Raw genomic sequence first — 24,873 nt, forward strand, 5'->3', positions numbered from 1 at the left:
CCTTCTTTATGTCATCCTATCCTTTATAGTACACAATTTAAGTGAAAAGAACAGCTAGTGTCGGGGATTTCTTTCAAATCTTTCTCTTATCTATATATTTTCTTCAACTTATCGGAACCTATACCACCTATAATCATGAATACAAGTGGCAAAAGATTCATTACATATGGCGCATCTGCTACAATTGTAATACTTGCTCCAGCAAACTTATTTAGCATCCATACAACGATTTTTGCAATAAACAAAAATACTCCTATCATAAATAGACTATCCAAAAACACCTTCCATTTTGGATACGCCAATTGCTTACTATCTTCAATTATTTTCTGCGTCAATTCTTCATCACTCCTTAGCAGTTCATCAATTGTAATACCGAACAGATCACTTAAATGAATAATAATTTCAATGCTCGGATAGTTCTTTCCCGTCTCCCATTTCGAAACAGATTGCCTGCTCACATGAAGTTTTTCAGCCAAATCATTTTGCGACCAATTTCTTTTTTCCCTTTCTTCTTTTAAACGCTCACTAAAAATCATACTGTGTTTATCACCTCTCTACGTCTAGTATGGACAAATACATAATGAAGAGTAAAGCGAGTTGTCGTTGCGTTAGCTGTGCAACTTGTGCGTTACACCTAAAAATAAAGCTATGTAGTATGTCGATTTCATATATTTTTCTTCTATAATAATTTCCCGAACAATAATACAACGAACAGATACTAGTTAAGACTAGATTAAGCATAAAAAAATACGCCATCCTTTCTTATCATTCTCCAGAAAGAATAACGTAAATTTTCATTTTACTCATCATTTTTCGGACTATATGAAACTCCCGGATATTTCACAACAGGCGATTTCTCTTTACGCAGAGAATCCATTACTTGCGGCCCAACATGTATATTACTCTCCACTATTTCTTTAGGAGTCAGTGCCATCCATTGATTTAACGATACATCTTCAAAACGATTGCTTCTGAACATCTCTAAAAACCATAATGTTTCGTCACCTGTATTTTGGATATAATGCCCCGTCGCAAATGGTACATATCCGACATCACCAGCTCTATAATCAAATGTTCGAGCTGTACCATTTCCAAGAAACACAGTCATTCTCGCTTCCCCGGTAAGATAATATTGCCACTCATCATTATTCGGGTGCCAATGAAGCTCTCTCATTCCACCAGGCTCCACTTCAACGAGCGCTGCTGCGATTGTTTTGGAAATAGGGAAATTTGTGGAATCTACAATTCGAACGCTACCACCAGACGTCTTAATCGGCTTTTGTTTTAACAATTCATGTTTAAATGTTAAAGGAACTTCTCCTTTCGGTGATTGAACTTCCTGACTTTCAAGGGAACCTGGCACCTCTCCTTGATAAATATAAACTTGATCTGAAGGGATAGAACGAAAAGCACTCTCAGGTACTCCAAAATTAGCCGACAACACTTCTTTTGGCGTATGCGCAAACCAATCAGAAATAGCTAAAGTAGATAAATCAGAAAAATGTCCATCATCGAAAACGAGTAGAAATTCACAATGTTCCAATCCTTGAATGGAATGCGGAATACCAGGCGGAAAATACCAAAGATCACCTGGTCCAACATCAGCAATAAAATTCCGTTCATTTTGATCAACAGCCGTTATGCGTGCCCGTCCTAAAAGCATATACGCCCATTCTGCTTCTTTATGCCAATGTAGTTCTCGTACTCCACCGGCCGTTAAACTCATATTTACTCCGGCAATCGTCGTCGAGACCGGTAGTTCCCGAGCAGTAATCTCCCGAGACCACCCGCCTTGTTTCAAAATCATAGAAGTGTCCGAGAATGAAAACTTCAAGTTAGGAACTAACCCTGCATCCGTTATAGGCGGAACAAGCATATTCGGATTTTGAATATCCCGCATAACATTACGAGGTCCAGAATCAATCGCACCTGCTCCGTCGCTGCGGATTGGTTGTGGCACATTCCTTCCTGCTTCATTAACAGTACGTTTCTTCATGATTACACTCCTTTTTCATCCGGTTATGAAGTAAAAATCCTCCATCATAGTGTATGAATTGGGCTTTAGATGGTTACAGTTACTATGGAGTTACATCATCTGCCTATCATTATCGTTTTGTTCATTTCTCAACTTATACTAGTATGCTTAGCGCTTAGGAAGACAAAAAATAAACTAGAACTAACAAAAAACCCTGTAAAATTTATTACAGAGTTTTTCACCAATTATTTATTGTTTTACATATCGAATACGAACATTATCGTCCATTTGATAAATTTGTAATGTGTTTCCATAACTAATTCCTAACTCTTCACTTGCACCAACTGCACTTACAAATACCCCTTTAAATACTTTATTTTTAGTTGGTTTTACTACCAATACTCTTCGCTGCTTCTTCAAACAGTTTTGAACCTTCTTGTGCTTTACTTAATGATTGATGCATTTTACTCTCGTCTTCTTGGTCCAATGCATCAAAAAGAAGTTGAAAACAATCCGCATATAGTTCCATCGACTGCTTTATCTTCGCCTGTTCTCCCTGTAACTCAGGGGGCGCTTGTAAATTCTTCAGTTTCTTCGTTGTTGCCTTTGCTCCACCTAAACTTAGTTGTACTTCACTTTTCTTTTGTTTGTATGATTTTACGTCTGAATCTGCTATTCCTTCAATTAATTTCATTGTATCTTCAATTTGAGTAGCACTATTTATGATATCTGCCTTGTACCTTTCAACATCTGAACCAGTTACCTTACCAGGTGAAGATGTTGAATTATTTGAAGAAGAACTTGGTTGACTACTTGATGAACTACTGTTTGTACCTTCACCTTTCGCTACAGATAAGCTATCCTCTTTCTTGCTATCAGTTGACTTACTCTCTTTTTCAGAAGCCTTATTTTCTTTCTCTACCTGTTGTGTTTCTTCTTTCTTTGGTTCATTAGCTTTCTTACCATCCGTTTCAATTGTAATACAACCGCTCAATAACATAACTGGTAATGCTAAACTTACTAATTTCTTTGCCTTCATGATTACTACTACCCCTTTAGTTGTAAAATTTAATGTGAAAAAGTTAATATACTTAATTAATAAATTTCCCCGAGTAATTTATTAAAATCTACTACCCATAGATTTCCTGTATATTCATAATCTTTCCATATATAACATTTTACAAAGAATTACATATTTGGTCAAAAGGATTTATGTAGTCCTTAAAAGAAAATTTTAATCACAAAGAAAAGAAGCTAACAATAAATTGTTAACTTCTCAGCTTAAGGAAAAATAGTATCTTTCCTTATCTTCTAATATCTAGGTTGTGATTGAATATTTGTAAGATGAACATCATACATATCAATGATTTCAAGAAATCTATCAGCTTCACGGAAAACATGGTCTGCTAATAATGGATGAATGATACTCTTTATTTTGCATTGCTCAATTAAATCACGTGCTGTTTTCTTAAAATCCCGAAGAGATGCAACTGACACGCGATTTTGATCTAAAAATTGATCTAAAAGAGGAGCTGTTTGGGATTGTGGTTTCATAGATTCTAAGTCAATTGCTTGATACATCAATTCATCAAAATCATTGCTAAAATTTCGTGCTGTATCTACAAGCTTTCTTTCCGACGGATCAAGAAGATGGCCAATAAATTTAGCATGGTCTGCCATAATCCGTAAAAAGAAAACATTTTCTTTAATAATAGCATCAGGAAGGGCATCTAATTTACCTTCATTTAATTGTATTAAACGTTTTCTAAAATAATCAGCTTCCCTACTTGTATGGTCAACTAAAAGTGGAAAGTTATTTTGTCCTGGCAATTTACATGTGAGAATTAATCCTAAAATTTTTCGTTTAAATCCCCAAATATTAGTTGCGGCTTGTTGTACTTCTGCATTAAATCTTTTTATTTGCTCAGGATCTGTTTCATTTGTATAGGAATGCGCTATTTGTTCAATATGTTCAAACAATCGATAAAATTGATTCGCCTCTTCGATTAGTTGAGTATCCTCGCATCTAAATCCCAAGCGAAGAAAAAAAGAATGCTCTTTCATGATTCTAGACCAAAAACGAATTTCATTTAATGAACGTTCAACAAACATTACAGATGTAACACCTGTATCAGGATGTAATGAAGTTTCATCCCTATGCATTGTTAATCCCCCCCAGTAAAATCCCCGCTAGTTCCATTCTTATGAGGAAACATATATATAAATACCATCAATAAAAGTTCATGATGAATTTCGTATACATGCTCTCCAAAAAGAAAAAAGCTATCCTCTAGATGTAAAGTTTTACTAGATGATAGCCTTTCAAAATTTCTATTAAAGCAATACAGAATCCTTATCACTATCCTGATTACGTTTCTCGCGCTCTTCTTCTAAGCGCTTCATATATACTTCGCCTTCTTTTTCGATAAACTCATTATCCATATCTTGCTCTTTTTTCGAAGTATATAAAACCATGTAGCCACTTAGTACAATCCCGACAATTACAAGATACACCCACCATGGTAAAGTTTCCAAATCACTTCATTCCTTTCCTTAGACAAGCCTTATTAGTTTCACTTTATGAGGAAAGAAATGGATTTATGCTTAAAATTTTTATTGTGGATGCTTCGCGAAAAATGCTTGTACATATTCCATAAACTCAATTGGTTCCTGACGAAACGGTGCGTGGTATCCTTTTTCAATAATATGAAACGTACTATTCGCAAATAGCCCATGATACAGTTCACCATTTTTCCAAGAAACACTTTTATCATGTCGTCCCCATATAATTAAAGTCGGCACCTTAATTTTATCAGCTTCCATCGCAATGCGGCGCTCTCTCATTTTCGTAAGCTGATCATAATGCTCTTTATCCTCACGACTATTTTTCACTTCATTTTTATTATACTTCGCAATCTCAGTTACAGTTTGTAAGTCCGTCGATAGCGGTGGTACTTCATAACTTTCTTTTTGCTGGAAAGACTCTATCCCTGTAGAATCCGCCAAGATGAGATGCGTCACTGCATCCGGATATAAATACGCTAAATTAAGGGACATCTCTCCGCCCATTGAATGGCCGAGCACCGCAAACTGATCGTATCCGAGCTTCTTCATTAACTTATAATATAAATTCACTTGCGCAGGAAACGAATACTGAAAATCAACTGGCTTAGAAGAACGCCCAAACCCTAAAATATCAACCGCAATAATCGTATGGTCTCGCACTAGTTCCGGATAAATATCACTAAACCCATCAGAAGAACCACCAAACCCATGCAACATGAGTAACGGGGGTTTTCCCTCACCAATTTGCTTAAAATAAATCGTCTGTCCATCAATTTGCGCCATACTCTCTTTCGTATTCAGCTTCATCATAACAGTATCTTTCACTTCGCCAACCTTCGCAATCGGCTTCTCAACGAAGTTACAAACAATTAACAAAACGAGCACAATACCGCTAATCATATAAAACTTAAACCTTTTCAAAGTTCCCGTCTCCTTTCTCTTGTTGCTATTTAAAGTTTTTACATTTTTTAGTTATTTTATGTTCTCTTTTTAATTGTAACTGATTCAGTTACAATAATACTAAAAAAATATAATTCATTTCTATTACTAATGGTTATTCCATAACTATTATAGTTACATATTTAAAGTAAGTCAATTCTTTTCTCTACATGGCCTAATAACAAAGAAAAGGACCTCGTTGTGAGATCCCTTTCTTTGTTATTATTTAATTTAAAAATGATCAGCGTGTGAGTCTTGTTTGCTAATACCGCCACCGTCACCTCTATTATCTGCTGGTGCTCCTCCTGTGTCGCCTCTAGTATAGTCTGGTTTTACTGGTACTCCACCAGTATCTCCTTTATTGAAGCTAATATAGTCTGGTCTTGCTGGTGCTCCTCCTGTCTCTCCTATATTTAAGGCTTGATTTGTAAATGAACTATTAGCTCCAATTGATAACACACCTACTAACGCAATCCCTAACATTCCAAAGTGAATCTTTTTCATTATTTTAGCGCTCCTTTTTTTAACAATTTTTTTTGAGCTTTATGACTCATGTAAAAATAATGACTAGCTTTATCGTGATTCTCTTCCTTATAAAACCTTAAGGCCAACATTTCAGCGTATTCCTGTATACACTCCCATAGCTCTTCTTTTTCAAAATAAGTAATACCTTCTAAAACTACTTGCTCTAAACTTAATGTAGGTGATTTTTCATTCACGCTTTTCAAAATCATAAAACGATATTGAAACTCTTCCTTATTTAATTCTTTACAAATATCCAAACCTTTTTCAACCAGATCTGCTGCCAATTGATATTGCCCTAATTTATAACATTCACGCGCTTCAACAAATAGCGCTTTAAAAAATTTCGGCTGTTTTTTTGTAACTTCGGATGCATGGCGAACTGCAAGTTCCGATAAATCTTGACTAGCATACAAAAAGGCTAAATTATGACGCACCATTAAAATATATTTTTCATAATTTACCTTTTGGAAAATATCCATAGCAGCATTAAAGCTTTCTTCCGCGAGTTCGTAATTTTTCAAATCTACACAACACAGACCAAAAGCATTTTCACATAGCGCTATATTTATTTCGCAACCTATATGTTTTTTAAACTCTTCTTTCGCTTTTCTCAAATAATCAATTGCATTAACTTGTTGATATGTCTGATAGTAAAAATTACCTATACGATAATCAAATTCTGCATTTTCTAAAGAGTGCGAAACATATTTCATTAGTTCATTTGCTTTTTCATAATTTTCCTTTGCATCGCCATATCTAGACATTGAAGTGCAATATATCCCTTTAAAGAAATGATAATAATATGCTAAAAACCCTTCAGTTGGAATTTCAAAAGATTCTATTCTCTCAAAACTATTTTCTTTTATATTCAACCAATCCGTCAGCATTTTATATCTAAAATCTAATAAAGTAAAATACAAAGATAACTCCTGATCCACATCCAACCCACTAATCTTACTTTCAATCTCCTCTTTCATTTCTGTGGCCTTCTCTATGTTTTGCTGCAACATTACACGATACCAATCATCTAAAGAATGTTTCATTTGCTCCCGCGTTACTACATCTGCTCCCATACACTCGCATCCCCTTTTCTCCAAAATTACAAAATTAGGATTTTTATACAATTATCAAAATTGTATATTACCACTCCTTTTCTATGTATTGAAAAATAATTATCAGAAAATTAAATATTTCAATTAATTATACCAAAGTTTTCCTTTTTAATAACTTGAGAAACAATTGTCAGAAAATTTACTAGAATAAATAAAAAAGCAAGCAGTTCCAGCACTCCGCTAAAACTACTTGCTCTATTTTTACTCTTTAATAAATTCCTTCGTGCTTCTTACTGTATCAATTGGACGAACTAATTTTTCAATTTCTTCACGTTTTGGCTCTAGGAATGGAGGTAAAGATAATTTTTCGCCAAGTGTTTCGTATGGCTCATCTCCCATAAATCCTGGGCCATCTGTTGCAAATTCAAATAAAATTTGTGGTGCAACTCTTGCATATAATGATTCAAAGAAATGACGGTCTACATAACCAGATGAAGGAAGTCCAACGCTACTGATTCTCTCAATCCATTCTTCTAATACAGCGCGATCTTCTACGCGGAATGCAGCATGGTGAACCGTACCAAAACCTTGCCGTGCTTCTGGAAGAACCGTATTATGTTCTACAATGACAGATGCACCGTTTCCACCTTCGTTCACTTCAAATAAATAGAATTCTCCTTCTTGCGCAACCTCTTTAAATAATAAAACTTTTTCTAACACTTCTTTGAAGAAACTAAAGTTTGCAATACGGATGAATACAGGCCCTAAACCAGTAATTGCATATTCTAATGGAACTGGTCCGTTTTGCCATGGTGTACCTGATTCGATTCCTTTATCAAGTTCATCTGAGATTAATTGATAGTGTTGATCATCAAAGTCAACGAAAGAAAGAGTTTTCTTACCAAATTGCTCTTTAATTCCTGTATGTTCTACTTCAAGACGGTCAAAACGTTTCACCCAATACTCTAATGCTGCATCGGTCGGAACGCGAAATGAAGTTTTTGAAATTTCATTCGTACCGTGTACTCCTTTTGGAATACCTGGGAAGTCAAAGAATGTCATATCTGTTCCTGCACTACCTTTATCATCTGCAAAGAATAAATGATACGTTTGAATGTCATCTTGGTTTACTGTTTTCTTAACTAAACGCATTCCTAAAACGTGAGTAAAAAACTCATAGTTTTTTTCTGCACTACTTGTAATCGCTGTAACGTGGTGAATTCCTTTTAATTGATTCATTTTATATTCCTCCAATGGGGTTTCATTTATATGTTAAAGTTGTATATTTTCTTCTATTACTTCTCTTCAATCGGTGCTAAATTCGCTTCAATTTCTGCACGCTGACCTTCTAAGAATGGTGGTAAATCAAGTTTTTCTCCTAAATGTTCCACATCTCCATCAACTGTAAATCCTGGTCCATCTGTCGCAATTTCAAATAGGATTCCGTTTGATTCGCGGAAATATAAGCTTTTAAAATAGAAACGGTCGATGATTCCTGAAGAATGGAAGCCTCTTTGTTTCACCTGTTCTTCCCAATAAGCAAGCTCTGCATCGTTTTTCACGCGAATTGCTAAATGGTGAATGCTCCCTCGGCCCGGCTTTTCAGTAGGACCATCTAAATATTTCACAACGATTTCTCCAAAAACCTCTCCTTTAATGGACTGGAAAATTGCTTCTTGATCATTTCGGCTAACCTCTGTATAACCGAACATCTCTGTAAGTGTACTCGCCATTTTATCAAGTCTACGCACTGTCATTTCTACAGAACCCATTCCTTGAATTTGATGCTTTGCAGGAACTTCTGATTTCTCCCAAGTTTCCCAGTGCTCTACTTTTTCTCCGTTTGAAACGAGTAGTACTAAGCGAAGACCTTCAGCATCCTCAAATTGCAAAGCAGGACGATTTGCATATGTTGTTATTTCACTATGTTTCACATCAAATTTCTCAAATCGTTCTTTCCAGTAATGTAAGCTTTCCTCTGAAGGAACGAGTAATCCAATTCGAGTAATGGCATTCGTGCCGCGATATGTTCTTCCTACTAATGGAATTTCAAAAAATGATAATTCCGTGCCTGGACTTCCTGTTTTATCTCCATAAAATAAGTGGTACATTGACGGATCATCTTGGTTTACTGTCATTTTCACACGACGTAAGCCAAGCACGTTTTTATAAAAGTGATTATTTTCATTTGCATTTTTCGTAACCATTGAAATGTGATGATGCCCTTTAATTTCATACATTGGTTATTCCTCCGTTTCGTTTTACTAGTCAAGTGATAACTAAAAAAATAACATTTCCCACAACTAATATGGTTTTTAGCTTTTCAATTTATTCTTAATTATGTTTTTGTAAATTCATCTTAGTTTTTACTGTATAAGTTACTTTGTTTTTAATCGAAAACAACTGAGTGTATGTTTTTCATATGACTCAATCGCTTTCGTTACTATCACTTTACACCTCAAGTGATTAAAAAGCAAGAGATTTATCTCAAATTCGAGATATTTTTTTGTATCATACTATTTACTTCCTATAAAAATAGCCTCACTAAGCTTTTAAAACTTAATGAGGCCACTTTATTCACACTATTAATTATGGAACGACGGTTTATAAAACGAACGATTATCAAGCGCAAAGACACGCTCTGTATATTCGCCTGGTTTTGTGCGTCCTAATGCGCGGTCCATCATGTTCATTTTTGCATCTAAGTTATCGATGTAATGCAGAATTTCTGCTTCTTTTACTAATGGTGGTTTTGGACTACCCCATTCTGCTTTTCCGTGGTGAGAAAGGACGATGTGTTGAAGAATTAATACTTCTTCTGCATCGATTTGCAATTCGTCTGCCGCTTTACCAATTTCGTTCACCATAATCGAAATGTGGCCTAGTAAATTTCCTTCTAACGTATACGTTGTAGAAATTGGGCCAGATAGTTCGATTACTTTACCAAGGTCATGTAAAATAACGCCTGCATATAGTAAGTCTTTATCTAACGATGGGTATAGATTTGAGATAGCTTTCGCTAAATCAAGCATTGATACGACGTGATAAGCTAGTCCAGATACGAACTCGTGATGGTTCTTTGTCGCTGCTGGATAGTCTAAAAATTCGTTTTGATGCTTATTTAATAAATGTCTTGTTAGACGTTGAATGTTCGGGTTTCTCATTTCAAATATGTATTGCGTAATTTTCTCAACCATATCTTCTTTTTTCACTGGTGCTTTTTCTACGAAGTCTGAGATGTCTGTTACTTCATTTTCATTCGCAACACGGATTTGTTTCACACGTAATTGAATACGTCCTTTGTAGTTTAAAATATCTCCAGCTACTTTCACGATTGTTTCCGCTACATATTGTTTCTCAACTTCTGGTGATACGTCCCACAATTTTGCTTCAATATCTCCACTTGGATCTTGTAAGATTACTGTTAAAAATGGCTTTCCATTGCTTGCGATACCTTTTGTCGCTGTTTTAATTAACAAGAAAATATCGACTTGTTCACCAACTTCATACTCTGCAATTTTCTTTTTCATTCGAATTCCTCCACCAAATCAGTTACTTTTAGTATAGCACACTACAACTCATTTTCTTTACGCATATGTGTTAATTTTATAATCTGTTTTTCTGTAAAATACGCGAGTAAATGCGCATGACATGTAAAGAATATGACTTGTCTATCCTTTGCAATTTCCTTTATAAGTTCAATCGTTCGATTCGTCCTTACCGCGTCAAAGTGCACGAAACTATCATCAATAATAAATGGATAATCATGCTCAAATGTTTTTGCTAGTGCAAATCTCAGCGATAAATATAACTGCTCCGCTGTCGCTTGGCTTAGTTCATGACTGTAAAAACGCATACCATCGTTACGCTCTACAATAAACGGCTCTGACTCTGACGGTGAAAAGATTTTACTATATCGTCCGCCTGTTAAATAGACGAAATACTCTTCTGACTTTTGTAAAATACGAGGAAGATGTACTTCATGATAATATTGCTTCGTTTTCGTTAACACCGTTTTTGCGGCCGCATAAGCAGCCCACTTCTTCACTTGTTCACGCACTTGCGCTTTTTTCATTTCCCATTCATGCATTAAATCGCCGTACGTACTACCTTCTTCTAAATTCGCAATTTCCATACGATGTTTCGCAATACGCTCTGTCAGTTCTTTCTCTTGCACCAGACAGTTTTGCACGACTGTCAGTTCTTGCTTTAATTTTCCGTCATAACCGTCAGCTTCGTAATGTTCAGCTAATGATAAACTCGTTAAACGCTGTTCTAACAGATCAATTTGCGGTAATAAACGCCCCACTTGTTTCTCTGCATCTTCACGTTTTTCCGCTAGTTTACCTGCTTCTAAAAACATCTCTTCATCTGTAGACGCTGCAATATGCCATAAACTGTCTCTTTCTACTAGTAATTGCTTTAATTGTTCTTGCATAAACTCATATTCTTCTTGCCATTCCGCCAGTTTTTCTTTTAACTGCTTACAAGTTTGGCGCTTCTCTTTCTCATTTTGCATACGGCTTTGTGCCTCGTGTAGCTTACTATACTCCGCACTACCGATAACAGTTTCTAGTTTATGTTCAAATTGCGAAATCATTTCATATAATGAAGATTTTCGCGTGCCTTGTTTCTCTAATTCACGATATAATTGCTGCATTTTTTCAATACGCTCAAACGCCGGCAATATGTGTGCATACGTATAAAATTCAGGAAACATATAGCGCGCTTTATATGCATCGACTTGTTCTCCCGCCTGGAACGTTTCTCTCTCCCATTCCTCATACGATGAAACGACTTTATCATACGCTCGTTCCAACTGCTGTAACTTATAAGACTCGCGCTCAAATAATTTACGTATCTCTTCATCTTTTTCTAACTGATAGCGAACAGACATCGCTTCTTCACTTTGTCTCCCGCCGGCACTTTGCTGAAGTGTAAGGAGCTCTTCTTGTAATCCACTTGACGGATCTTTATATAAAATGAGGGCAAGAACAATCCCTACAAAAATAATGACACTAATAAATAAGAGCGGGCGATTGTCTATAAATAAGCTCGTGAATAAAACGACTGTGTTAATAAGAAGTAACAGAAGACAAACTCTTTGCCACTGCTTTTTCTTTTGCTTAGCTACTCCTGCTTTTTCCTCATACTTGCGCTTCATTCTCTCTGCGCCCATACCGATAAACGCCGCATCTTGGAACGATTTCTCTTTCTCAACTAACACATTTCTCTCTTCATCCACTAACATTTGTTTCTTAATCTGTCTTATATTTTCTTCTTGTTCTTCTAATTGCTCTTGCGCTACTTTAAAACGATCATCGAGCTGTGCTTTTTGCGTTTCTAATTCGCGCGCCTTTTGCACTGTTTGCGTAATTAACTCTTTCGTTGCCAAACTCATATCAAATGAAAGAACTGTTTCCTTTTCAAAAGTAGTACCAATTTGTTGTTCTAGTTCTGCGATTTCTTCTTTTATATTCGTAATATTCCCGCTCATATCACGCATTTCTTGGCGTGCATTTTCGTAAGACATATGCTGCATACGAAGTTCTTCTACATAACTTTCTTTTTGTAAAAACTCTTCATCTATTTGAATCGAGGCAATTTCCGATTGCACTGTCTCAATTTTCTTGTGGAGCGAATCAACTTGTAATTGAAGCGGCTCCATCTTCGCCTTCATTGCTTCATAACGCGCCATTCCGTTTACCGGAAACTGCCCGCTCTCGTTCTCTAACACTTTCTCATGCGCATGTTTTTCAATAACGAGTGGCTCAAGCGCTGCTAATATTTCATAATCTTGCTTTCGCTTTTCTGCACTCTCTTTCTCCACGCGAACAGAAGCAAGCTTCTCTTCACTTTCTTTTAACTGCTCTACTTGTTTTTCATACGTGCCAATTTTTCCTTGCCACTCTTTCATCTTCTCTTCAAGTTTCTTCATCTCTTGCAGTGACACGTTAATTTCTGGTTTACGCCCGCTCGGCTTAAAGCGCTGATCCATTTCTTTTTCTAGCTTTTTATCTAACTGCAATAGCGCATCACTTCCGACTGCACTTGCCGAAAATAAATAATTGCCAATATCCGCTTCGCCTAGCTGATGAATATTTTGAAGACCATGCATATCAAATGAAAAGACAGATTCAAATAAACTTTCATTCATCCCGCTTAATATATCGTTTAAAATTTCTTCTCCGCCCGTTTTCCCGTCTTCAAAATAAACGGTCACCTCGCCAGCTGCCGTCTTTGGCAATCGCTCAATTTTCAAACGACCGTACTGCTCTGTTTGCACAGTCATCGCGCCGCCATACTTCCCGCCTTCTTTCGGCTCATAACGGCGCTGTCCTCTCGTCGGAAAACCGAACAAAATACTTTTCATAAATGAGCGAATTGTCGATTTCCCCGCTTCATTTTCACCGTATAGCACCGTCAGCAATGAAAGATCCATTTCCACATTTTCTAATTTTCCGTACCCATAAATATGGAGTTTTTCAATTCTCATTTTTTATCCCTCTCTTGCTGGAATAATTGCTCTAAAATAATATTTTCTGCTTCCTTTTGAATCTCTTTCTTCTCTTCTTCTGTAAAGGATTCAATACTATTACGCGCTACAGGAGATGTCCAAATAGTACGCAATACGCCGTCCATATTGCTGAAAGCTTCTAACTCCTTTAGCACACTACCTATGAAATGATTTTCCGCTTTCAAACGTTCGATTTCCGCAAAAGAAACCGTCTCATTTTTCCACTTCATCGCATATACAAAATCTTTTCGCTCTTCGCTAGATGCTAAAATGTGAAAAATCTCTTCCACGCGCTTTTCGTCACGCAAATAAGGGGAAAGTGAGCCTTGTCCTGTGAATACGACAGTTAATAGCGTACCTTCCTCTTCTCTTCGGCATTCATTCATCGCAGTAGATAGGCTCGTCATAAGTTCATCAACAGTTTCAAGTCTATCAATACAAACTTCGATTTCATCCCATACAACATCTGCCGTATGGAAAAATGAACATTGCGTTCCTTGTTTCGTAAGTTCAATAAGGTACGCACCCTTCTCGCCTGTTTCCTTACGATGACGACCTTGTATGTTCCCTGGATAAATAATGCATGGTTCTTCTGATAAAATTTCACGTTTATGTATATGGCCAAGAGCCCAATAATCAAACTGTTTTTCTTTCAACTCACGAATTTGAAACGGTGCATAGCGATTATGCTCTGCATCTCCTTCCACACTTCCGTGAAGCATGCCAATATGAAAAGGCGCATCACTCATTTTCGTATACTGCGCTGTCATATTATCCGTTACCGCTTGCTGCAAATAACTAAAACCATAAATAGAAGCTAATAGCTCACCATTTTTATAAAATGATTTCTCTTCTACATAAGGCTCAGTAAATACATGAACATTTTCCGGAAACTCAATTGCTGCCCAGCTTCCCCCTAAATGATCATGGTTACCGTGAATAATAAAAACAGGGATATCGTACTGCGAAAGTCTCTTCATTTGCTCACGCACAAACACTTGCGCCCTCAAACTTCTCGTCTCCGCATCATACAAATCCCCAGCTAGTAATACGAAATCAACGCGCTCTTGAATCGCTTTATCAACAATACGCTCAAATGATTCAAACGTACTTTGCTTCATTCTCTTCCAAACAGACTGCGCAACATTCATCTCCATTCCTTTAAACGGACTATCCAAATGCAAATCAGCCGCATGTATAAACTTTACTTGTTTCACAAATAACGATCCTTTCTATCTTTCAAAAGTTTCATTTTATTAAAATTAAAATCGCTGAAAACTAATACTCATCGAGAATAAAAATATTCTCGATGAGTAAAGTTTCATTCTATTTTACCACGCAATGTCATATATTTCTTTGCATATTGCAGCATTTTATGTCAAAATAATTATAAGATTCTGATTTTAATTATTGGAGGGAATTTTCATGGGAGTATACGTTCTAACAGTCTTTGAAAAAGATGGTTCAAAAGCATTAGACGAATCATTCGAGGCGGCAACTGAAAAAGAAGCAAAAGCAAAAGGTGAATCTATCTTACAAGAAAAAGGATTGTATGAAAAAACACATCGCTGTACATCTACTGCAGGTAAGCTCGTTTTATTCCAGCGCTAAAAAAAGAAGCGTCATCCGCTTCTTTTTCACTCTACTATATCTTCGTCACACCACGTAAACACCACATCTAGAATGCGATTACCGATACGTACGCGTTTATTCCATTTTCCTGTTTGGATCTGATGTTGCAATTCAGCTTTCATCTTTTCCGTCCAGTCGTGAATCGTTTCACTACCGTCGTACGGATATACGCTCGGAAACTCTTTCTGCAGTAGATGCAAGCTCTCTGCATCAAAATGAAAATGGAAGAAGTAGTTTGCTGTAAGCGATGGTTCTTGCAATCGTAAAAAATGATCATCAATTTGCTTTCTATTTCTATAGAAAGTAAAGATATTCACTTTACCGCTAGTAATTTGGTCAATTTGAATTTCGTGCTTCTCTATAATCACGTCTTGTCCACCTCGTTGTATACTATCTTTAGTATATATGTCTTTTGCAACAAAGTTAACCATTTTCGCGCGAAATTCATTTCCTTCATTATAATTCCTGTACCTCCATATGCAATCAGGATAAATAAAAACAAAGTTGAAGGGGAGCGATCACATGTATTTCGGAAGCAAAGGTTGGTATGTAAAAGAACTTAAAAAATTAGGTATCCGTACTTATGAAGGTAAAAAACTAGAATCTTATCGTACGCATGTGTTGTCTAGTTTACTTGAGAGAATGAAGAGAGCTTCGGCTTAATAGAATAGCAAGAAGTAAACCTGAATATTGGTAAATGATAAAAAACACCTCCTAAATTCGCATACTAAGTATGCAAATTAAATGGAGGTGTTTTGATTAGTCTCACTTTTTCAGGGGCGCTTCAGTTTTCATAAAATATTTTTTGTTTCCGCTGAAACGGATACGTTTTAATCTCAGCTGTATCTAAATCTTCATTGAATAAATGAATGGCTATAATTTGTCTACAATCGTAAGTATGGTAATAATATGTTCCAGACTCCATACACATTGCACTTGTATAGATCGTATTATCTAATATACCGTCTTCTGTTATTACTGCCCCCTTAGGAACCTCACAATTCGATAAAATATGAAAAATAGCCGATATCCCCTCTTCTTCGTTCTCTATACTTTGAATGTTTTGTTTGCCATATGCTGCCCGTACAAATCTTGATGGCGGTGTGAAATCTCCAGGAAGTCCCATCGATCCTGAACCTTGGCCAAAAGCACTTAATGGTACATCGCCCCACTCCGTTGGCGCAAATGGCTGCGATTTAAGACCAATATATTGTCTTAAATTTTGTAAATGCCAACTAAACTCCGGACTATTAGTCATCACTCCTATTGGATTGTCATACACTTTTATTCCATCAGCTGTCGGCTCAAGTACAATACATTCTCCCGATTTATCTGCTAAAATCCAATGTAGCGGTGGAGTAACCCCTAAAATTGGTAATGGCACATCTATAAAGGCAATGCTATCAATAGATTTTCTTAATTCTTCAACAGAATTGAACTGCGTGAGGCTCCAAGTCACAAAATCAAATGGTGCTACATTCGTTTTATTGCTATCTACATGACTACTATAAGTAGCGAATCCTGGGAAATAGAGAGTTGCACATGTCATACCAGCTTCATTTACTCCATCTGCCATCATGACCCTTCCTCCAAAATTAATTCCCATTCCGACAACAGCCTTTTTCGTTCGGATTGTTTCACCAGTTATATTGTTCCACTGATAACGCCGAGGAATGATTATTACTTCCTGATTCATATCTAATGTGAAATCCATTGTTCTCGCAAAAAGATGTTGGAAATTTTTAGTTTGTAACGTCAAACTAGTACACATGAAGAAATCTCCCCCATTTCATAGTTATATACACATTTTATAAAATTCTGATAAATACGTAAATTAAAATCTATTTTACTTACCATTGTACAAACCCTATTTATCATTAACAAAATAACCAACCAAACCAAAAATGCTATAATAAACTCAATCAAACTAAGGGGGAACATCTATCTTGCGTGGAAAACACATTCAATTTCATAAGTTTGGCAATCCAAAAGACGTATTACAAGTTGAATATAAAAATATAGAACCACTGAAAGATAATGAAGTTTTCGTCCGTATGCTAGTTAGACCGATTAATCCATCTGACTTAATTCCAATAACCGGAGCGTACGCTCATAGAATTCCGTTACCTAACATACCTGGTTATGAAGGTGTTGGTATTGTAGAAGATGTAGGAGCTTTTGTTTCTAGAGAGCTTATCGGTAAACGTGTGTTACCGTTACGCGGGGAAGGTACTTGGCAAGAATATGTGAAAACATCGGCTGATTTTGTAGTCCCTATTCCCGATTCTATTGATGATTTTACCGCGGCACAAATGTATATTAATCCCCTTACAGCGTGGGTTACATGTACAGAAACGTTAAACTTACAGCGTAATGACGTTTTATTAGTGAATGCTTGTGGATCCGCAATTGGTCATCTTTTTGCGCAGTTATCGCAAATTTTAAATTTCCAACTCATTGCCGTGACAAGAAATAGTAAACATACAGAGGAATTACTTCAGCTTGGCGCTCATCATGTAATTGATACTTCGACTGCCCCGCTTTATGAAACAGTTATGACATTAACAAACGGCAGAGGTGCAGACGCTGCGATTGATTCTATTGGGGGACCGGATGGAAATGAATTAGCTTTCTCCTTACGTCCAAACGGGCACTTTTTAACGATCGGTCTTCTATCAGGTGTACAAGTAAACTGGGCAGAGATTGTCACGAAAGCAAAAGTGCACGCGAACATATTTCATTTACGACATTGGAATAAAGAAGTGTCACCATATAAATGGCAAGAGACGTTTCGTCATTTAATTCACTTAGTAGAAAATAAGCAATTACGTTTTATGAAAGTACATTCTACATATGACTTAGCGGATGTGAAAACGGCGGTTGATGTTGTGCAATCTGCGGAGAAAACGAAAGGGAAAGTTTTTTTAACGAATTATTAAATTGAGTACATTCAACTATCAATCCATTTAGTAGCATAGAATTTTAAGTAGCTTATGTAATTTAATTAAAAAAGCGAAAGGAGACTCTAACATGTGGTTACTCACGGCAATTGCGCCTGTTTTAATAGTCAGGGGAATTGTAGTATATGTGATTGGTAGCCTTAAACATAAATATAACAACGGTAACTTAGGTAAGAAAAAATCAAAAAACGCTCAAATTTTATTAGACAGTTTAATACCTATGGGAATGCTTGTTGGCTGTATAATCGGTTTAATTTTCGGCATGTTTTTCCCAGATTATTCACTTCTTGCAGTGAGTTTAGGATCTGGAATCGGCTATTTATTGGGGTTTTTCGCCTATGAAATTTATAGCAAGACAGGAAACAACCTCTCATAATCCAAAAAGAATAAGCGGAACAGTACATAGTAGTCATATACAATATGTACTGTCCTTTATTGTTGCATCAACATTATCACCTTACCTTTCGCCTACTATACACCTTTTTTATTGATTTTCCTCTCCTCCACCTTTTGCATATTCGCTTTTTTATTTTCATTGGATCTATATCCAAAGTAAAGTAGCGCACATGTAATAATAGAACCTACAATGTATCCTAAAAAACATCCTAACCAAAACATAGTGTAACCGCCTCCATTCATAATAAATTTTATGTAATATAACTCTTTACATACTCCATCGTTTATTTCTATTAACTATACACTTTCTAAAATTATTCATACCACTCATTCTCTTCGTACCTCAAATAGCAATTTTATTATTTGTCATAAAATTAACACCTTCTTTAAATACAAAAACTTCCATTTACTTGCTTTTTCTTAAGAAATAATATACTACATTTGAAATAAGCGAGCTAGTACATCGGCCCTTCTCTATTTTAACTTTAGTCATAAACAAAAGAAAAATAAAAAACCCCCTCAAAGCATAAACTTCAAGGGGTGAGCCTGTTTTTTATTTACTTATATACGTACAGCTGTACCACTTACAGCAACCATTAACATTCCATCACGAACTACTTCGTAATCTACGTCAACACCAACGATAGCGTTCGCACCTTTTTGTTTTGCAAGTTCTTTCATTTCGTCCATTGCGATATCACGAGCTTCTTTTAGCTTACTTTCATAAGAACCAGCACGACCACCGACAACATCACGAACAGAAGCGAATAAATCGCGGACAATATTTGCACCCATAATAGCTTCACCATTTACAATATCGATATACTCAATAATTTCTTTACCTTGAATTCCAGACGTTGTTGTTACAATCATGACTGACACTCTCCTAATAAGTTGTAGTTTTAATTAGCTTTCTTATGTCTTTATTATGACATGGAACAAACAACTAATCTATTGAATTACCTTACAGGAATGTGACAGTTTTGTAAGAATGAAACGCGCATTATGTTTCATTTTAATAAAGCGCTTTAAAATTAGGATACATAAACGACTCTTTATTTTCTTTCCAGTCCTTTTCTACTTCTTTAAAAGTTGGTCGTCCTAATTCTTTGTTATTTTCATGTTTACGAAACCACTTCTTCACATACTGGTCTCCATTTTTATTTTGAACTGTACAAAGGAAACTATTACTGCTATCCTTTAATATTTTTACAATCACGAAAAGACACCTCTTCCCTTTTAAATAGCATGATAGAACTTGATCTTTTACTATAAGCCCTTCCTCTCTTATAGTCATACGACTCCTCGGCCGCGCCAAATTTGTAAGATCAAAAAACGATATTTACTTTGTTTACATTTTATTTAAAGAAATCAGAGTTATAAGCATGATGCTTATCAAAGATTTTATAGATTTCTAACTTATTATCTAATTTTGCATCTACTAAAATTAATATATTTCCATCGTAAATATATTCTTCATACTTTTTAGCATGTTCTTCTGGAATTCCTAATCCTATAAATGCTCCTATTAAACTTCCAGCTCCTCCTCCAATACCAGCTCCTCCAATAGCTGCTGCGATCGGTCCTGCTGCTACGATTGGACCCATTCCAGAAACGGCAAGTATACCAAGACCTGTTAATAAACCACCGAGTCCGCCTGCTACTCCTCCTGCCACAAGCCCTGTTGCTGAAAAGATATCTGCTTTATGTGCAGTTTCATGATTTACTTTTTCACCCGATTTTTCTTCAAGGTGTTCAATTTCCTTTTGATCTTTCGCAATAGCTGAAATGTTATCTGCTGAGTATCCTTTTTCATTTAATTCATTAATAACGAGTGCCGCATCATCAATTGTTCTAAAAACACCTACTATTTTTCTATCTACATTCATAACTATTAACCTCCTAAAGTTTTATATAATGTATCTTTATTTTTCTTCATTTCTGTATACACTAATCTTCTTATTAACATAACCATTTACGAAAAAGCGAATAGTAAAAGCACTACAAGTGAACTACTTAACAAGTAAATTAAATCAAATGTTATATTAATCATCATTTCATTCATGTATACCAGGCTCCTTTTTATTTAAAGTAAAAGTATATTTTGATAGACTACTCTACTAAACATAGACATCTTACAATTCATCTTCAGTTAATCTCTTTGTAGTATATGTATACCCTTCCTAACCTTTTCTAAACGTAAAAACTATAATTATATTTTTTCTTATTTATATGTTTAACATTTTTTAAACGGGTATGTTTATATTGTTATGCTTACTATATGGAAAGGAATATTACGATGAACGCCATTCACTCTACTACTATTTCTTATAATGAAACACCTACAATAACGCAGATTCATCATTTTTATGCTTTAATGACAACATTTCAAACGAATGTATTTATAAGTAAACACGGAACACTTACTTCTATTAAAAACTTAAGCACTCTAGTATCCTTTTCCTTACTGTAAAAAGAGATCTTGTATTATTTATTTTGAAGGAATAGATGCAAAAGAGCTTTAAAACACTCTTCCCTTCTTAGAATGTTTGTTATCCTCTATTCCTCGTCTACTACCTTTCATATATGTTTTATATTTCAAAATGATTTCCTCTATTAAAAAGAACCCTAATACAATAGGGGATTTCTAGTTGACCTTATGAAAACTGATATAATATATATTACGTTTTCATTCTTTAAAATAGAAAAGTTTTAATAACCTTGAAGGTAGGAATTTTTAATGAACTCGAAAGCAAAATTTAGTATTCGCTACAAAATTATGGCTGGTTATTTAGTTATCATTTTGTTCTTACTTGTTTCTTTCATTATGTTAAACAATGAGATTTCCAGCTTACAAAAATCTCGTAATTTTATTATTGATCACGATTTTAAAGTTCTCAATTTAACGAATCAAGTGGAGAAAGAGTTACTAACAATTGAAAATAAAGCAAAAGGGTTTATCATTTCTAATAACCCTAATTACGTGCAATCCCTTAACTCTGCGGAAAAAGATTACGAAAAACATTATCAAGATCTTTTTGCTTTATTAGAGGATAACCCCTCTCAGCAAGAAAAATTAAAACAGATTAACGAAAACATTACTAGTTGGATTAATAAAGAAATTCACCCACTCATTACAAATAATAATAGTAATAATGTACAAACAATCGACACGACTCAAATTCAGTCATTACAATCACAGCTAACTAACTTCCGGAGCACTGAGGAGCAACTAACGAAAAAAAGAGCTGCACAATTAGATATTGAAAATAATAAATTAGAGATTTGGTTATACAGTTTACTGTTCTTACTTTCTTGTGTTGCCATTATCGTTTCACTCTATATTTCGAATTCCATTACAAAAACGATTAAAAATGTAATTCAAGCTATTAAATCCATTTCTTCTAAAGAAAAAATTACGGAGAGAATTCACGTAAATACACATGATGAAATAAAAGATCTTGCTCATACAACAAATCACCTACTAGACGAAATATCGAAAAGAGAGTGGTTACAAACTGAGCTTGCAGAATTAATTTTACTGTATCAAGGTGTATCTTCTATTGAGATGTTAGGTAAAAAACTTCTTAGTGGAATTATACAAAAAACGCAAACTTCTTGTGGTGCATTTTATGTACGTGAAGAATATGAAGAAACTGTCTACTATGTGAAAAAAGCTTCTTTCGCCGATCAAGGTGCTGATATTGGAAAACAATCCATTAAAATGGGTGAAGGTTTCATTGGACAGTCTGCTTTAGAAAAGAAAAGTTTTATTCTGAGGGACATACCTGAAGAGTTTCGTTACGTTACTACTGGATTATTAGAAATACGTCCTAAAAATATACTAGTCATCCCTGTCTTATTTGAAGATGAAGTGATTGCAGTAATGGAGTTAGTAAGTGTAACTGACATTTCAGACTTACATCAAGATTTAATTCAACAAACTGTTGATAATCTAGGTTTAACAATCCATAGTATTATGGGACGTATGCGAATTCAAACTCTTTTACATGAATCACAAGCAATGACAGAAGAGTTGCAAGTTCAATCAGAAGAATTGCAAACACAAGCGGAAGAACTACAAATGCAAGCCGAAGAATTACGAACAACGAATGAACAATTAGAGTCTAGAACTGAAGAGGCTGAGCAGAAGACAGCTGACTTACAAATTACTAAATTAGAATTAGAAGAAAAAGCAAGCGAGTTGTTACGTAGCTCAAAATACAAATCAGAATTCCTAGCAAATATGTCACATGAATTACGCACACCATTAAATAGTATTTTACTATTATCTGAAATGTTAAGAGAAAATCATGATAACAATTTATCCGACGATGAGATTGAATTAGCAACTGTCATTCATTCATCAGGGAAAGACTTACTTACTTTAATTAATGACATACTAGATTTATCTAAAGTAGAAGCAGGCAAACTAGACATCATTTTTGAGGCAACGAACATAAGTGACATGGCAGCCAATATGCATCAAAACTTTTTACATATAGCTGCACAAAAAAATGTCGAATTTACTATTGAGGACAGTGATACGATTCCTGATCTGTTTTATACAGATGCAAAACGGATTGAGCAAATTATTAAAAACTTATTATCCAATGCATTTAAATTCACAGAAAAAGGATCCGTTTCTTTACATTTTGATTCGATAGAAACAACCAATTTGAGTCATGATATGCAGTCTATAAGTAAAGATTGGATTACAATTTCAGTAAAAGATACTGGTATTGGTATCGCTAAAGAACAGCATCAACTTATTTTCGAAGCCTTTCAACAGGCAGATGGAGCAACGATTCGAAAGTATGGTGGTACAGGATTAGGTTTATCTATTTGTAAAGAGTTTGCTAGATTATTAGGTGGTTGGATTACGTTAGAGAGTAATGTAGGAGAAGGTAGTACTTTCACCGTATATATTCCTAACCTTCCAAATGGATTACATGATATACAGTTATCCAATTTAGAAGTCGCAGCAACGATAGAAGATGTTATTCCTGCTAAAGTTGTTGAAGAAACTATCGTTACTCCAGAAACAAATAACGTCTTCCAAGAGAAAAACATTTTAATTGTCGATGATGATCATCGAAATATATTTGCGTTACAAAATGCATTAAAAAAACAAAATGCCAACATTATTACTGCCCAAAACGGCATAGAGTGTTTAGAAATACTAAAAAGCAATACAAATATTGACCTTATTTTAATGGATATTATGATGCCGAATATGGACGGTTATGAAACGATGGAAAATATCCGAATGAACTTAGGGCTAAATGAAATACCTATTATCGCATTAACTGCTAAAGCAATGCCAAATGATAAGGAAAAATGTTTATCTGCTGGCGCTTCAGATTATATAAGTAAACCATTAAATCTACATCAACTCTATTCGGTAATGAGTGTATGGTTAATAAAATAAGTGAGGTTTAGTTGGAGTGGAAAATAAGTATTATAATTTTGATCCATCAGTAGATACGGATGAGCGCACGAACTTAGAAATTGAATTACTATTGGAAGCGGTATTTAAACTATCAGGATTTGATTTTCGTCAATATGCTCGCACATCTATTTATAGAAGGATTTGTAATCGAATGCAGCTCTCTAATATCCCAACCATTTCAAAATTAATTGAAAAAGTAATTCACGAGGAAGGGGTTTTAGAACAGTTATTAAATGATTTCTCGATTAATGTAACTGAGATGTTCCGTAACCCTGCCTTTTTTAAAGCGCTTAGAGAGCATGTTATTCCTGAATTGAAAAAGCAACCTGAAATTAGAATTTGGCATGCTGGATGCGCAACTGGTGAAGAAGTATTATCAATGTCCATCTTACTTCACGAAGAAGGATTAAGTGAAAAGTCGGTTATTTACGCAACAGATATGAATACAAATGTGTTAGAAAAAGCAAAACAAGGTATCCTCCCGTTAAATAAAATGCAAACTTATACGAAAAACTATTTACAAGCTGGCGGTACACAAGCGTTTTCTAACTATTATTCAACAGATAATCGTTTTGCTTATTTTAATCCATCACTTTTACAAAACATTATTTTTGCACAGCATAATTTAGTAACCGATCAATCTTTTAACGAGTTTCATATTATACTTTGTCGTAACGTTTTAATTTACTTTACAAGTAAACTTCAAAATCAAGTGCAGCAACTATTTTATGAAAGCTTAGGTCACAATGGATTTCTATGTTTAGGAAATAAAGAAACTCTTCGTTTTTCAAATATAATGCCGCATTATACGCAATTTAATCCTAGTGAACAAATTTATCAAAAAATACAATAAAAAGCGT

26 protein-coding genes and 1 pseudogene are annotated in these 24,873 nt (G+C 35.2%); 7 read left to right on the plus strand and 20 right to left on the minus strand.

The window, feature by feature from the left end; genetic code table 11:
- Nucleotides 1-86 precede the first annotated feature (86 nt).
- The 14 genes from IQ781_RS10390 to IQ781_RS10455 form a co-directional block, all read right to left on the minus strand.
- On the minus strand, nt 87-536 hold the full coding sequence (locus IQ781_RS10390) for a helix-turn-helix domain-containing protein (protein WP_074047686.1): 450 nt from the start codon (nt 534-536) through the stop codon (nt 87-89).
- Nucleotides 537-799: 263 nt separating this feature from the next.
- Nucleotides 800-1,996, minus strand: coding sequence for an oxalate decarboxylase family bicupin (locus tag IQ781_RS10395; protein ID WP_065211955.1), 1,197 nt, complete (start codon nt 1,994-1,996; stop codon nt 800-802).
- Nucleotides 1,997-2,224: 228 nt separating this feature from the next.
- Nucleotides 2,225-2,374 carry a hypothetical protein gene (locus IQ781_RS10400; protein ID WP_000260576.1) on the minus strand — a complete coding sequence of 50 codons (150 nt, stop codon included), beginning with the start codon at nt 2,372-2,374 and terminating at the stop codon, nt 2,225-2,227.
- Nucleotides 2,355-3,014: a DUF7018 domain-containing (lipo)protein gene (locus IQ781_RS10405; protein ID WP_100651308.1), complete on the minus strand. Its 660-nt coding sequence runs from the start codon at nt 3,012-3,014 to the stop codon at nt 2,355-2,357. The genes IQ781_RS10400 and IQ781_RS10405 overlap by 20 nt, the downstream gene beginning before the upstream one ends.
- Nucleotides 3,015-3,286: 272 nt before the next feature.
- Nucleotides 3,287-4,138, minus strand: coding sequence for a DUF2935 domain-containing protein (locus IQ781_RS10410; protein WP_000554479.1), 852 nt, complete (start codon nt 4,136-4,138; stop codon nt 3,287-3,289).
- A gap of 171 nt (nt 4,139-4,309) precedes the next feature.
- The gene (locus tag IQ781_RS10415) at nt 4,310-4,510 is read right to left on the minus strand and encodes a sporulation YhaL family protein (RefSeq protein ID WP_000449223.1); all 201 of its coding nucleotides are present in this window, start codon (nt 4,508-4,510) and stop codon (nt 4,310-4,312) included.
- A gap of 78 nt (nt 4,511-4,588) precedes the next feature.
- Entirely contained in the window at nt 4,589-5,461 is an 873-nt protein-coding gene (locus IQ781_RS10420) for an alpha/beta fold hydrolase (RefSeq protein ID WP_059304048.1), read from the minus strand.
- A 249-nt stretch (nt 5,462-5,710) separates the two neighbouring features.
- A complete protein-coding gene (locus IQ781_RS10425) occupies nt 5,711-5,983 on the minus strand; it encodes a Phr family secreted Rap phosphatase inhibitor (protein ID WP_059304049.1) in 273 nt (90 codons plus the stop codon).
- Nucleotides 5,983-7,077: a response regulator aspartate phosphatase gene (locus IQ781_RS10430; protein WP_079004231.1), complete on the minus strand. Its 1,095-nt coding sequence runs from the start codon at nt 7,075-7,077 to the stop codon at nt 5,983-5,985. Before IQ781_RS10430 ends, IQ781_RS10425 begins: the two co-directional genes overlap by 1 nt.
- Nucleotides 7,078-7,317: 240 nt before the next feature.
- Nucleotides 7,318-8,295 (minus strand): ring-cleaving dioxygenase, encoded by a 978-nt coding sequence (locus IQ781_RS10435; protein ID WP_001072550.1) that lies wholly within the window; start codon nt 8,293-8,295, stop codon nt 7,318-7,320.
- A gap of 56 nt (nt 8,296-8,351) precedes the next feature.
- Nucleotides 8,352-9,296: a ring-cleaving dioxygenase gene (locus tag IQ781_RS10440; protein WP_139846956.1), complete on the minus strand. Its 945-nt coding sequence runs from the start codon at nt 9,294-9,296 to the stop codon at nt 8,352-8,354.
- Nucleotides 9,297-9,641: 345 nt separating this feature from the next.
- Nucleotides 9,642-10,586: a 3'-5' exoribonuclease YhaM gene (gene yhaM / locus IQ781_RS10445; RefSeq protein ID WP_000726638.1), complete on the minus strand. Its 945-nt coding sequence runs from the start codon at nt 10,584-10,586 to the stop codon at nt 9,642-9,644.
- Between the two features lie 41 nt (nt 10,587-10,627).
- Nucleotides 10,628-13,552 carry an ATP-binding protein gene (locus IQ781_RS10450; protein ID WP_139846955.1) on the minus strand — a complete coding sequence of 975 codons (2,925 nt, stop codon included), beginning with the start codon at nt 13,550-13,552 and terminating at the stop codon, nt 10,628-10,630.
- A complete protein-coding gene (locus IQ781_RS10455; RefSeq protein WP_057619739.1) occupies nt 13,549-14,790 on the minus strand; it encodes a metallophosphoesterase family protein in 1,242 nt (413 codons plus the stop codon). Before IQ781_RS10455 ends, IQ781_RS10450 begins: the two co-directional genes overlap by 4 nt.
- A gap of 208 nt (nt 14,791-14,998) precedes the next feature.
- Between IQ781_RS10455 and IQ781_RS10460 the strand changes: the two genes are divergently transcribed.
- Nucleotides 14,999-15,184 carry a YhzD family protein gene (locus IQ781_RS10460; RefSeq protein WP_000539552.1) on the plus strand — a complete coding sequence of 62 codons (186 nt, stop codon included), beginning with the start codon at nt 14,999-15,001 and terminating at the stop codon, nt 15,182-15,184.
- Nucleotides 15,185-15,210: 26 nt separating this feature from the next.
- Here IQ781_RS10460 and IQ781_RS10465 read toward each other — a convergent pair whose 3' ends face one another.
- Nucleotides 15,211-15,573 (minus strand): hypothetical protein, encoded by a 363-nt coding sequence (locus IQ781_RS10465; RefSeq protein WP_000582785.1) that lies wholly within the window; start codon nt 15,571-15,573, stop codon nt 15,211-15,213.
- A 154-nt stretch (nt 15,574-15,727) separates the two neighbouring features.
- Here IQ781_RS10465 and IQ781_RS10470 point away from each other — a divergent pair, with 154 nt between their 5' ends.
- On the plus strand, nt 15,728-15,868 hold the full coding sequence (locus tag IQ781_RS10470) for a YflJ family protein (protein WP_000273537.1): 141 nt from the start codon (nt 15,728-15,730) through the stop codon (nt 15,866-15,868).
- A gap of 121 nt (nt 15,869-15,989) precedes the next feature.
- Here IQ781_RS10470 and bsh read toward each other — a convergent pair whose 3' ends face one another.
- Complete coding sequence (gene bsh / locus IQ781_RS10475; RefSeq protein WP_000337599.1) at nt 15,990-16,976, minus strand: choloylglycine hydrolase; 987 nt, start codon at nt 16,974-16,976, stop codon at nt 15,990-15,992.
- Nucleotides 16,977-17,151: 175 nt separating this feature from the next.
- On the opposite strand from bsh, the gene IQ781_RS10480 reads away from it, so the two are divergent.
- The gene (locus IQ781_RS10480) at nt 17,152-18,144 is read left to right on the plus strand and encodes a zinc-dependent alcohol dehydrogenase family protein (RefSeq protein WP_001214236.1); all 993 of its coding nucleotides are present in this window, start codon (nt 17,152-17,154) and stop codon (nt 18,142-18,144) included.
- Nucleotides 18,145-18,235: 91 nt separating this feature from the next.
- Nucleotides 18,236-18,541 carry a hypothetical protein gene (locus IQ781_RS10485; protein WP_016125609.1) on the plus strand — a complete coding sequence of 102 codons (306 nt, stop codon included), beginning with the start codon at nt 18,236-18,238 and terminating at the stop codon, nt 18,539-18,541.
- Between the two features lie 95 nt (nt 18,542-18,636).
- On the opposite strand, the gene IQ781_RS10490 is transcribed toward IQ781_RS10485, so the two are convergent.
- From IQ781_RS10490 to IQ781_RS10505, 4 genes are all read right to left on the minus strand, one after another.
- A complete protein-coding gene (locus tag IQ781_RS10490; RefSeq protein ID WP_000498629.1) occupies nt 18,637-18,783 on the minus strand; it encodes a hypothetical protein in 147 nt (48 codons plus the stop codon).
- A gap of 339 nt (nt 18,784-19,122) precedes the next feature.
- Nucleotides 19,123-19,434, minus strand: coding sequence for a YbjQ family protein (locus IQ781_RS10495; protein WP_000637511.1), 312 nt, complete (start codon nt 19,432-19,434; stop codon nt 19,123-19,125).
- 142 nt (nt 19,435-19,576) lie between these two features.
- Nucleotides 19,577-19,780 (minus strand): DUF4028 family protein, encoded by a 204-nt coding sequence (locus tag IQ781_RS10500; protein WP_031312203.1) that lies wholly within the window; start codon nt 19,778-19,780, stop codon nt 19,577-19,579.
- Between the two features lie 139 nt (nt 19,781-19,919).
- A complete protein-coding gene (locus tag IQ781_RS10505; RefSeq protein ID WP_001100098.1) occupies nt 19,920-20,450 on the minus strand; it encodes a general stress protein in 531 nt (176 codons plus the stop codon).
- Nucleotides 20,451-20,860: 410 nt separating this feature from the next.
- Here IQ781_RS10505 and IQ781_RS10510 point away from each other — a divergent pair.
- From IQ781_RS10510 to IQ781_RS10520, 3 genes and pseudogenes are all read left to right on the plus strand, one after another.
- A pseudogene (locus IQ781_RS10510) lies at nt 20,861-21,105 on the plus strand (hypothetical protein).
- A gap of 196 nt (nt 21,106-21,301) precedes the next feature.
- Nucleotides 21,302-23,992, plus strand: a complete 2,691-nt coding sequence (locus IQ781_RS10515; protein ID WP_139846954.1) for an ATP-binding protein — start codon at nt 21,302-21,304, stop codon at nt 23,990-23,992.
- Between the two features lie 16 nt (nt 23,993-24,008).
- A complete protein-coding gene (locus IQ781_RS10520; RefSeq protein ID WP_000429044.1) occupies nt 24,009-24,866 on the plus strand; it encodes a CheR family methyltransferase in 858 nt (285 codons plus the stop codon).
- The last annotated feature ends 7 nt before the right edge of the window (nt 24,867-24,873 follow it).

This window comes from Bacillus sp. N447-1, from assembly GCF_022701035.1.
Taxonomy (GTDB): Bacteria; Bacillota; Bacilli; order Bacillales; family Bacillaceae_G; genus Bacillus_A; species Bacillus_A cereus.

Coding starts and splice junctions, on each gene's coding strand:
- IQ781_RS10505 (WP_001100098.1), bottom strand. CDS start 20,450: ATGAATGTAGATAGAAAAATAGTAGGTGTTTTTAGAACAATTGATGAT.
- IQ781_RS10460 (WP_000539552.1), top strand. CDS start 14,999: ATGGGAGTATACGTTCTAACAGTCTTTGAAAAAGATGGTTCAAAAGCA.
- IQ781_RS10495 (WP_000637511.1), bottom strand. CDS start 19,434: ATGATTGTAACAACAACGTCTGGAATTCAAGGTAAAGAAATTATTGAG.
- bsh (WP_000337599.1), bottom strand. CDS start 16,976: ATGTGTACTAGTTTGACGTTACAAACTAAAAATTTCCAACATCTTTTT.
- IQ781_RS10490 (WP_000498629.1), bottom strand. CDS start 18,783: ATGTTTTGGTTAGGATGTTTTTTAGGATACATTGTAGGTTCTATTATT.
- IQ781_RS10405 (WP_100651308.1), bottom strand. CDS start 3,014: ATGAAGGCAAAGAAATTAGTAAGTTTAGCATTACCAGTTATGTTATTG.
- IQ781_RS10485 (WP_016125609.1), top strand. CDS start 18,236: ATGTGGTTACTCACGGCAATTGCGCCTGTTTTAATAGTCAGGGGAATT.
- yhaM (WP_000726638.1), bottom strand. CDS start 10,586: ATGAAAAAGAAAATTGCAGAGTATGAAGTTGGTGAACAAGTCGATATT.
- IQ781_RS10470 (WP_000273537.1), top strand. CDS start 15,728: ATGTATTTCGGAAGCAAAGGTTGGTATGTAAAAGAACTTAAAAAATTA.
- IQ781_RS10450 (WP_139846955.1), bottom strand. CDS start 13,552: ATGAGAATTGAAAAACTCCATATTTATGGGTACGGAAAATTAGAAAAT.
- IQ781_RS10395 (WP_065211955.1), bottom strand. CDS start 1,996: ATGAAGAAACGTACTGTTAATGAAGCAGGAAGGAATGTGCCACAACCA.
- IQ781_RS10390 (WP_074047686.1), bottom strand. CDS start 536: ATGATTTTTAGTGAGCGTTTAAAAGAAGAAAGGGAAAAAAGAAATTGG.
- IQ781_RS10435 (WP_001072550.1), bottom strand. CDS start 8,295: ATGAATCAATTAAAAGGAATTCACCACGTTACAGCGATTACAAGTAGT.
- IQ781_RS10515 (WP_139846954.1), top strand. CDS start 21,302: ATGAACTCGAAAGCAAAATTTAGTATTCGCTACAAAATTATGGCTGGT.
- IQ781_RS10410 (WP_000554479.1), bottom strand. CDS start 4,138: ATGCATAGGGATGAAACTTCATTACATCCTGATACAGGTGTTACATCT.
- IQ781_RS10425 (WP_059304049.1), bottom strand. CDS start 5,983: ATGAAAAAGATTCACTTTGGAATGTTAGGGATTGCGTTAGTAGGTGTG.
- IQ781_RS10440 (WP_139846956.1), bottom strand. CDS start 9,296: ATGTATGAAATTAAAGGGCATCATCACATTTCAATGGTTACGAAAAAT.
- IQ781_RS10430 (WP_079004231.1), bottom strand. CDS start 7,077: ATGGGAGCAGATGTAGTAACGCGGGAGCAAATGAAACATTCTTTAGAT.